Annotated in this window: 1 protein-coding gene; it reads right to left on the reverse strand. The window is 38.0% G+C overall.

The genetic code is table 11. From position 1 onward, the window contains the following. Window positions 1-161: 161 nt before the first annotated feature. Window positions 162-1,903 (reverse strand): tail fiber domain-containing protein (locus EGI22_RS15115; RefSeq protein ID WP_255069296.1); only part of this gene is annotated, 1,742 nt, incomplete at its 5' end.

The raw sequence follows: 1,903 nt of genomic DNA on the forward strand, positions 1-1,903 counted from the left end.
AATGGCTTATTCTTATTATGAAACGAAAGAACCGTCCATTTTCAAATATTGAAAATAATTTTGAAACTTAGTCAAGGAGATACTTATATTTTTTAGCCTGAAGAGAAAATAGAAAAACCACCCGAGATATTCAGGTGGTTTAATTAAAAGCTAGTTTAATATTACTTTCCTACTTCACTAGGAGAAGTTTTTACTTTTGATAGACCATCAATGTGGTTCAATCTTGCTAAAATACCGGTGATTTGGTTCTCTATTTTAGAATTATTTGATATTAATTCAGCATTTTCTTTTTTTAGATTTTCTATCATTTCTTGCTGTTCTTGCATAGCTTTAATCATTGGAGCTATTAAGTCATTGTAACGCACGGAATAGAATCCTTTGTCATCTTTTGAGAGAAGACCCAAGTCGGTCTCTGAATAGCCATATTTAGCCAATACTTGTTCCAAATCTTGGGCAATAACACCAAATTCTTGCTCTTTTTTTTCATTGCCTATTCTATGATAAAGCACTGGTGTAACATCTTTGATAAAATCTAGGCCAAGTGGGCTGGTTTGGATGTTTTCTTTCCATCTTTTGTCTGAGGTTATTGTCCATGCAACTTTAACATAAGCATCAGTTATTAGATCATCACCTATTTTTATCTGATTGCTTCCAGTAGCTGACGGAACTTGTGCGTTATTTCCAATTGCTATATTATTTGAACCAGATGTCTGAAAAAAACCAGCACCCGTTCCTAAAAAAGTATTTCTGTCTCCAGCAACTAGGAGATTACCAGCCGTGTGACCAAAGGCAGTATTTGAAGATCCAGTTGAATTCTCAAGACTTCTACGACCAAATGAACTATTTCCTTCTCCTGTGGAATTAGATTTTAGTGCATCTGAGCCAAAAGCGGCATTGTCATTGGTATTAGAAACCGCCAATGCAGACTTACCAAAAGCGGTGTTAAAGCTACCTGTTTGATTTAATTTCAATGAACCAGACCCACCACTTGTATTTTCACCTCCTGTAGAGTTATTCATTCCGGCTTCATGACCAATAGCAGTATTGTTTGTTCCGGTATTGTTACCGTAAACAACACTTCCTCTTAGGGCTTCGTTTCCTACGGCTGTGTTACCAGAGATGGCGGCACTGTTGTTCATCAGTTGCATTGCTAATCGACCCACTGCGGTGCTTCTTTGGCCTCCAACATTTCCACTCAAAGCTTGATAACCCAGGGCAGTATTATCAAAACCTGTCGTATTTAAACCCAATGCATCTTGTCCCATAGCTACATTGTATTGTCCTGAACTGTTTACTTGCAATGCCCTACTACCGACTGCCGAATTTGAGTTTCCTGATGTTATTCCCATTAAGGCTTCGTCTCCTACTGCTGTATTAAAGCGTCCTGTATTGTTTGCAGGCGTAGCACTTCCTTTTAAAGAATTAAAACCAACAGCAGTGTTATATGTCTCTTGGCCTGTAGTTCTATTATCAGCGTTAAACATTGCGTTAGATCCAACAGCTGTTGATCGACTGTTTGCTCTATTTTGGTTTAAGGCATCATGTCCAATTGCAGTATTGTCATTTCCTGTTGTGTTCAATAATAATCCTCCATTTCCAAACCCTGAATTATAACTTCCAGTTGAATTTGATATTAATGTGCCTTGTCCAAATGCTGAATTGTAATTACCTGTGGAATTGCTTGAAAGGGTAGCATAACCAGTTGCAACATTTCCGCTTCCACTTGTATTTGCCATCATAGACTCGCTTCCTATCGCAGTATTTCCCGTTCCTATATTATTAGCAGGTGTTGCACTTCCTTTCAAGGCTTCAGATCCTACCGCAGTGTTATTAGTGATTATACCTGTTGTTCTATTGTCTGCATTCAACATTGCATTTGAACCTACAGCAGTTGACCGACTAT

The sequence above is a fragment of the Lacihabitans sp. LS3-19 genome (assembly GCF_024343575.1).
Taxonomy (GTDB): Bacteria; Bacteroidota; Bacteroidia; order Cytophagales; family Spirosomataceae; genus Leadbetterella.